Raw genomic sequence first — 7,266 nt, 5'->3', positions numbered from 1 at the left:
GGGCCCCCGGGCGGGGGGGGGCCGGCCCCCCCCCCCCCCCCCGCCCCGGGGGGCCGGGGGCAGCGCCCCCGGTTCGGGAAGGGGCGGGGTGGGGGAGAAGCCCCGCAGGGCCCCACCCCCACCCCACCTCCATGTCACCCCTTCGCCGCAGTGAGGTCGTACACCGTCACCCCACCCACCTCCACACCCGCATACTCCTCCGCCACCCACGCGGCGATCGCACTACTCCCGGCCCCACCAGGCCCCCCGCCCCGCGCACCAGCCCCAAACCCATCCCCGGAACCAGAGCCGGAGCCGGAACCGGAACCGGAACCGGAGCCAGAACCACTTCCCACGTAGTAGTGGATCTTCCCTGCCCGCACATACCCCTGGAACTGCGCCAACGTCGGCGAAGGATCACTCCCGTTGAACCCGCCGATCGGCATCACCGCACGTTCACTCGCCAGTTGGTAGCTCGCCGCGTTCTGTGCCCCCACGGCCGCCGCCACCCAGGTGTACCGGTCCGCGTCCTTGCGCAGCAGCGCGGTCAGTTCCTCGCTGACCCGCGCCCCGTTCAGCAACCCACCCATACCGCCCCCGGCCCGGGCACCCGCGCCCGGCATCTGCTGCGGCCCCCCACCACCCATGCCCCCAGGCGGCACCGGCGCAGTCCCAGCCCCGGCCCGCCCCCCAGGCGCCTGCCCCGGCCCCTGCACCATCCGCGGCCCCCGCCCCTCACCGCCGCCGCCGGCACCGGTACCGGCACCGGCAAGCCCCAAGGGCCCACCCCGCCCACCCGCAACCGCCGGCCCGGCCGTCACGATCGACCCGGTGTGCCCGGTGTTCACGGTGGTCAGGCAGTACGCCAGCGGCCCGGCCAGGATCACGCCCAGCCCCAGCCCCGCCGCGCCCAGCGTGAGCCGCCGCCCCAGCCGGCCGGCCGCGAGCAGTCCGGCCGCGGCCGCCGCCCCCGCACCCAGGACCGCCCACCGCAGCCACGGCAGGTAGTCCGGCGACCGCGACAGCAGGACGTACGACCACCAGGCGGTCAGCGCGACGGTTCCGGCCAGGGTGGCCGCGGCGGCGATGCCGTGCCGTTCCTCCCACAGCACCGCCGCCCCCATCCCCACCAGCGCGGCCACGAACGGCGCCAGCGCGACCGTGTAGTACTCGTGGAAGATGCCCTGCATCCAGCTGAAGACCGCCATGGTGATCAGCAGGGCGCCGCCCCAGGCCAGGAAGGCCGCCCGGGCCATGGCCTCCAGCGAGTCGGTGGCCCGCCCGGCCCGCCAGGTCACCACCAGGCCGACCACCAGCAGCACCAGCGCGGCCGGCAGCAGCCAGGAGATCTGCCCGCCCACGTTTCCGGAGAACAGCCGGTCGATCCCGGTCTCCCCCCAGCCGCCACCGCCGCCACCGCGGCCTCCCCCGCCCACGCTCCCCGTCTCTTCGCCGTTCAGCCGGCCGAGCCCGTTGTAGCCGAAGGTCAGCTCCAGGAAGGAGTTCGTCTGCGAGCCGCCGATGTACGGACGGGAGGCCGCGGGCCACAGCTCCACGATCGCCACCCACCAGCCGCCGGCCACCGCCATCACCAGCCCGGCCAGCCCCAGCTGGCCCAGTCGGCGGCGCAGCCGGGTCGGCGCGCAGACCGCGTACAGCAGGGCCAGCGGCGGAAGGATGACGAAGGCCTGCAGGGTCTTAGTGAGGAAGCCGAGTCCGAGGGCGACCCCCGCCCACACCAGCCACCGGGTGTGCGCGCCTTCGAGCGCGCGCAGCACGCAGTACACGGCCACCGTCATCAGCAGGGTCAGCAGGGCGTCCGGGTTGTTGAACCGGAACATCAGCGCGGCCACCGGGGTCAGCGCGAACACGCTGCCGGACAGCAGGGCCGCGCCGGGCCCGAACTGGCGCCGCACGGAGGCGTACAGGACCGCCGTGGTGCCCACCCCCATCAGGGCCTGCGGCAGCAGGATCTGCCATGCACCGAGGCCGAACAGCCGCACGGACAGGGCCATCGGCCACAGCGCGGCGGGCGGCTTGTCGACGGTGATGGAGTTCCCGGCATCCGAGGAGCCGAAGAAGAACGCCTTCCAGCTCTCGCTGCCCGCCTGGACGGCGGCGGAGTAGAAGGAGTTGGCGTAGCCGGACGCGCTCAGGTTCCAGAGCAGCAGGACGGCGGTGCCCAACAGCAGGGCGGTGAGGGCCGGGCGCTCCCAGCGGGGGCGTTCCGTGGTCATCGGGTGTCCTTCGGGTGGGTGGTCCGGCGCTCGGGGAAGACCCAGGCGCGGAAGAGCAGGAAGCGCAGCACGGTGGCGGCGAGGTTGGCGGTGACGAGTACGGCGAGTTCGGTGCCGTGCGCCGGGTGGTCGGTGGCGGCGCTCAGCGCGGCCAGTGACCCCGCGGTCAGGGCCAGCCCGATGGCGAACACCAGCAGCCCCTGCGCCTGGTGCCGCAGGGCCCGCTCGCGGCCGCGGACGCCGAAGGTGAGCCTCCGGTTGGCGGCGGTGTTGGCGATCGCGGACAGCAGCAGGGCGGCCGCGTTGGCCGCCTGTGCCCCGGTGCCGAGCCGGAAGAAGGTGTAGAGGGCCAGGTAGCTGAGGGTGGAGAACACCCCGACCACGCAGAAGCCGAGGAGCTGGCGGGCCAGCCCGCGCGGCACCCCGGGCAGGGTCCGGTCGTGCGGGTGGTCGCCGAAGGGGCGGGCCAGCCGGTCCAGTGGCAGGGCGCCGGCGGCGAGGGCCCGGCCCAGCCGCCAGATGCCCTTCAGGTCCTCGGTGGCCGTCCGGATGATGTGGACGGTGGAGTCGGGGTCGTCGACCCAGTCCACCGGGACCTCGTGGATGCGCAGCCCGGCCCGTTCGGCGAGCACCAGCAGTTCCGTGTCGAAGAACCAGCCGGAGTCCTCGACCAGCGGCAGCAGCCGCTCGGCGACCTCCCGTCGGATGGCTTTGAACCCGCACTGGGCGTCGCTGAACCGGGCGGCCAGCGAGGAGCGCAGGATCAGGTTGTAGGCGCGGGAGACGAACTCCCTTTTGGCGCCGCGCACCACGCGGGAGGAGCGGGTCAGGCGGGTGCCGATGGCGAGGTCGGAGTGCCCGGAGATGAGCGGGGCGACCAGCGGCAGGAGGGCGTTGAGGTCGGTGGAGAGGTCCACGTCCATATAGGCGAGGACGGGTGCCTCGGAGCGGGACCACACGGTCCGCAGGGCGCGGCCGCGGCCCTGCTCCTCCAGCCGGGTGCTGCGTACGCCCTCGAAGTCCGCCGCGAGGGCGGCCGCCACCTGCGGGGTGCGGTCGGTGCTCGCGTTGTCGGCGATGGTGATGCGGAAGGGGTACGGGAAGGTCCGGGTCAGGTGCTCGTGGAGCTGGCGGACGCACGGCCCGAGGTCCTTCTCCTCGTTGAAGACCGGGATCACCACGTCGAGTACGGGCCGGCCGGGCATGGCGGCGAGCGGCGCCCGGGCCGGGAGGGACCCGGCGGCCGGAGAGGTGTCGGTTGGCATGGTCCGACCCTCACCGGCCGGGCTGTCACGGCTGTGTGCTGAGGCTGTGCTCCGCCTGTGAGCTGCCCACGGCGGTCGCTCCGGCGCTCTCTGCGGTGCTCTCTCCGCCGGTCTTTTCGATGGTCTCCTCGAAGGTCTCCTCGGCGGTCTCCTCTGCGAGGGGCAGCCGGACGTCGAAGCGGGTGCGGCCGGGCTCGCTGCGTACGCCGACCTGGCCGCCGTGGGCCGTGACCACGGCCCGGACGATGGCGAGGCCCAGGCCGGTGGAGCCCGCGTGCCGGGAGCGGGAGGCGTCCCCGCGGGCGAAGCGCTCGAAGATGCGGGGTTGCAGCGCGGCGGGGATTCCCGGGCCGTCGTCCTCGATCTGGAGGTGGACCGAGGATGTTTCACGTGAAACACGCGCCGTGACCGTGGTGTTGGGCGGGGTGTGGGTGCGGGCGTTGGCCAGCAGGTTGACCAGCACCTGGTGAATGCGGGCCGGATCACCGTGGACGGGCGCGGGCCGATCGGGGAGTTCGAGCCGCCAGTGGTGGCCGGGTCCGGCGGCCCGGGCGTCGCTGACGGCGTCGACGACGAGCGGGGCGAGGTCGGTGTACCGACAGGAAAGCGGGCGGCCGGCGTCCAGCCGGGCCAGCAACAGCAGGTCCTCCACCAGTCCGGTCATCCGGGTCGCCTCGGACTCGATCCGGCCCAGCGCGTGACGGGTGTCGGGCCCGGGTTCTTCCCGTCCCCGGCGGGTGAGTTCGGCGTATCCGCGGATGGAGGCCAGCGGTGTGCGCAGCTCGTGGCTGGCGTCCGCGACGAACTGCCGGACCCGGGTTTCGCTTTCCTGCCGGGCGCTGAGGGCCGAACCGACGTGTCCCAGCATCCGGTTGAGAGCGGCACCCACCTGTCCAACCTCGGTACGGGGGTCGGCCTCGGCCTCCGGGACCCGTTCGAGCAGAGCCACTTCTCCGCTGTGCAGGGGCAGTTCGGAGACCCGGGTGGCGGTGGCGGCGACCCGCCGGAGCGGCCGCAGGGCAACACCGACCATGGCCTGTCCGGCCAGGCCGGCCGCAATGAGTCCGGCCAGGGTGACGCAGACCTCCACCGCGACCAGGGTGTTCACCGTGGAGTCGACTCCGGCCAGCGGAAAACCCAGGACCAGGGAGCGGTCGGCAGTGGCCAGCACCCGGTACCGGCCCAGTCCGGGCAGCTCCCGGTCCACGGCTCCCTCGGCGGCCTGGCGGGCGGCGGCCGCGAAGGCTGAGGCCTGGGCATCGGTGAGCGGGGTCTTGTGGTCGAAGGCCGGGCCGTCATCGGCCACGGTACGGAGGGCGCCGGTGACCTTGCCGTCGGAGTCCAGCCTGATCCCGGCGGTGCCCAGCGGGGTGCCGGGCGGAATGTCCGGGAGGTGGCGCACGTCGGGGCTCTGCCGGCTCGGCTTCCCGGGGCCGCGGGCGGACATCTCGACGGCGGTGCGCAGCTGCCCGTCGAGCTGGTTCACCAGGTAGGAGCGCAGGGCGAGGGTGGTGACCGCCCCGATCGCCGCCCCCACGACGGCGATCAGGGCGACCGCGGAGACCACCAGCCGGGTCCGCAGGGACCACGGTCGGCGCAGGCCCCCGCGCCGGGCCGGGCGCTCGCGCACTACTCGCCCGGCTTGATCAGGTATCCGGCCCCGCGCCGGGTGTGGATCATCGGGCTGAGGCCGGGGCCGCTCTCCAGCTTGCGGCGCAGGTAGGAGATGTAGAGCTCGACCACGTTGGCCTGGCCGCCGAAGTCGTAGGACCAGACCCGGTCGAGGATCTGCGCCTTGCTGAGCACCCGGCGCGGGTTGCGCATCAGGTAGCGGAGCAGTTCGAACTCGGTGGCGGTGAGGTGGATCTCCTGGCCGCCGCGGGTGACCTCGTGGCTGTCCTCGTCCAGCCGCAGATCGCCGACGGCCAGCACGGATCCGCCGCGCGCGGCCTGGGCGGCGCCCGAGCGGCGGACCAGCCCGCGCAGCCGGGCCACGACCTCCTCCAGGCTGAACGGCTTGGTGACGTAGTCGTCGCCGCCGGCCGTCAGGCCGGCGATCCGGTCCTCGACCGAGTCCTTCGCGGTCAGGAACAGCACCGGGATCTGCGGAATCTCCCGGCGGAGCCGGCCGAGGACGGCCAGTCCGTCCATGTCGGGCAGCATCACGTCGAGGACCACGGCGTCCGGCCGGAACTCCCGGGCCGCGCGCACGGCGGCCGCCCCGTCGCCGGCGCTGCGCACCTCGCAGCCCTCGTAGCGCAGGGCCATGGAGAGCAGCTCGGACAGCGAGGCCTCGTCGTCGACGACGAGGATCCGGCAGGGGCCTCCGTCGGGGCGGACCAGCGCCCCGGCCTGGTGCGCGGCGGTGGACGTGGACGCGTGGGAGGTGGTCGTCGCAGTCATGGCGACCACGCTCGCGTCCGCCTCTGAGAGGCCTCTTGCCGATTCCTGTGAATCTCCTGAGAAAGGCGTCAGCGGGACGGGAAGAGCCGGGCGGCGTTGTCGTGGCAGACCGCGCGGAGCCAGTCCTCGCCCAGGCCGAGCCGTTCGAGGGCGTCGAGCTGGTGCTCGTAGGGGTAGGGGATGTTCGGGAAGTCGGTGCCGAGGAGGATCCGGTCGCCGAGCGCGGCCAGCCGTCCGAGTGCGGCCGGCGGGAAGCCGGTGAAGCGTTCGGAGAAGTCGGTGAAGGCCATGGTCGTGTCCAGGCGGACCTCGGGGAACCGGTCGGCGAGGTCGAGGAAGTCCTCGTACTCCGGCATCCCCATGTGCGCGATGATCAGCGGCAGCCGGGGGTGGCGGCCGAGCAGCCGGGCGATGGGCTCGGGTCCGGTGTGCTTGCCGGGCACCGGACCGGATCCGCAGTGGATCACGGTGGGGATGCCGGTCTCGGCGAGCAGCCCCCAGACCGGGTCCAGCCGGTCGTCGTTCGGGTCGTACCCGCCGACCTGAAGGTGCGCCTTGAACACCCGTGCCCCGCTCTCGACGGCCCGCCGGACGTATCCGGCCACCCCGTCCTCCGGGAAGAAGGTCGCGGTGTGCAGGCAGTCCGGTGTGCGGGCGGCGAAGGAGGCCGACCAGGAGTTGAGCCAGGCGGCCATGGCGGGCTTGTGCGGATAGAGCATGGCGGTGAAGGCCAGCACGCCGAACTCGCGCAGCAGGGCGACGCGTTCCTCCTCCTCGTGCCGGTAGGTGATGGGCCATTCGACGCCGGTCAGCGGCCCGACGGCGTCGAAGTAGTCCCATACCTTGTCGAGGACCCGCTCCGGCATGAAATGGGTGTGCACGTCGATCAGGCCGGGCAGGCCGAGCCGGTCCCGGAAGGCGCGGACGGCCCCGGCCGTCCGCGCCGTCTCAGTGCTCGCGGACAAAGCCGGAACTCCGCTCCACGGTGCCGACGTGCAGGGTGTAGCTCTCGTACCACTCCTTGATGCCCTTGGCCTGCGCCGCCCGGTGCTCCATGTCGTTGCGCCAGGTGTCGAGGGCATCCTGGTCGCGGAAGTAGCCGACGGTGATGCTGAGGCCGCCGGGGGTGTGGGCGTTCTCGTGGCCGAGGTAGCCGGGGATCTCCTTGACCAGGGAGGTCATCCGGGCGGAGGTCTCGGAATAGCCGCCGTCCGCCTCGGTGCGAACGGAGGTGAATACGGCCATCAGATACGGCGGTTCGAACGCCGGTACGGGCTGGATGCTCATGCCCCCACCTTCGGTTCCCCGCCTCGGCCGTGTCCACCGCAAAGGGCCCGCCACTGCCAAAGGGATCCAAGATTTGACCTTCGCCGCCCAGGACT

The 7,266-nt window shown here is 73.1% G+C and carries 6 protein-coding genes; all 6 read right to left on the bottom strand.

Annotated elements, in window-relative coordinates:
- Positions 1–134 precede the first annotated feature (134 nt).
- The gene (locus tag AB0447_RS10720; RefSeq protein ID WP_366476214.1) at positions 135–2,216 is read right to left on the bottom strand and encodes a glycosyltransferase family 39 protein; all 2,082 of its coding nucleotides are present in this window, start codon (positions 2,214–2,216) and stop codon (positions 135–137) included.
- Positions 2,213–3,481, bottom strand: coding sequence for a glycosyltransferase (locus tag AB0447_RS10715; RefSeq protein ID WP_366476213.1), 1,269 nt, complete (start codon positions 3,479–3,481; stop codon positions 2,213–2,215). Before AB0447_RS10715 ends, AB0447_RS10720 begins: the two co-directional genes overlap by 4 nt.
- A gap of 25 nt (positions 3,482–3,506) precedes the next feature.
- A complete protein-coding gene (locus AB0447_RS10710; RefSeq protein WP_366476226.1) occupies positions 3,507–5,081 on the bottom strand; it encodes a HAMP domain-containing sensor histidine kinase in 1,575 nt (524 codons plus the stop codon).
- 29 nt (positions 5,082–5,110) lie between these two features.
- The gene (locus AB0447_RS10705; RefSeq protein WP_366476212.1) at positions 5,111–5,884 is read right to left on the bottom strand and encodes a response regulator transcription factor; all 774 of its coding nucleotides are present in this window, start codon (positions 5,882–5,884) and stop codon (positions 5,111–5,113) included.
- A gap of 68 nt (positions 5,885–5,952) precedes the next feature.
- On the bottom strand, positions 5,953–6,849 hold the full coding sequence (locus AB0447_RS10700) for an amidohydrolase family protein (RefSeq protein WP_366476211.1): 897 nt from the start codon (positions 6,847–6,849) through the stop codon (positions 5,953–5,955).
- Positions 6,833–7,171, bottom strand: a complete 339-nt coding sequence (locus AB0447_RS10695) for an antibiotic biosynthesis monooxygenase (protein ID WP_366476210.1) — start codon at positions 7,169–7,171, stop codon at positions 6,833–6,835. Before AB0447_RS10695 ends, AB0447_RS10700 begins: the two co-directional genes overlap by 17 nt.
- Positions 7,172–7,266: the final 95 nt, after the last annotated feature.

It is taken from the genome of Streptomyces sp. NPDC051211, assembly GCF_040689505.1.
Lineage (GTDB): Bacteria > Actinomycetota > Actinomycetes > Streptomycetales > Streptomycetaceae > Streptomyces.
Note: the sequence above shows the minus strand (reverse complement) of the source record. Positions and strands in the feature narration are given on the sequence as shown.